1 rRNA gene is annotated in these 243 nt (G+C 42.4%); it reads right to left on the bottom strand.

Going from position 1 to position 243, the window contains the following annotated elements:
- Window positions 1-146: 146 nt before the first annotated feature.
- Window positions 147-243, bottom strand: a 23S ribosomal RNA gene (locus tag RJP21_RS31130); the annotation flags it as partial.

A 243-nucleotide genomic window follows, 5' to 3' on the forward strand; every position in this document is an offset into this window, starting at 1 on the left:
AAACAGGATTTTTGCGCTGCCTTTGCTTCGATGATTATTCACCGGCAAAATATCCATCCTTAGAAGGGACATGCAGCTTTAAAAATCAGTTCAGATGTTTGATCACCTGAAAACTAGATACGAAACGAATCTGCATTTTATACTTTTAGGATAAGCCCTCGACCGATTAGTATTGGTCAGCTCCATGCATTGCTGCACTTCCACCTCCAACCTATCTACCTCGTCGTCTTCAAGGGGTCTTAC

This window comes from Paenibacillus sp. VCA1 (assembly GCF_031583795.1).
Classification (GTDB): Bacteria; Bacillota; Bacilli; order Paenibacillales; family Paenibacillaceae; genus Paenibacillus_AQ; species Paenibacillus_AQ albilobatus.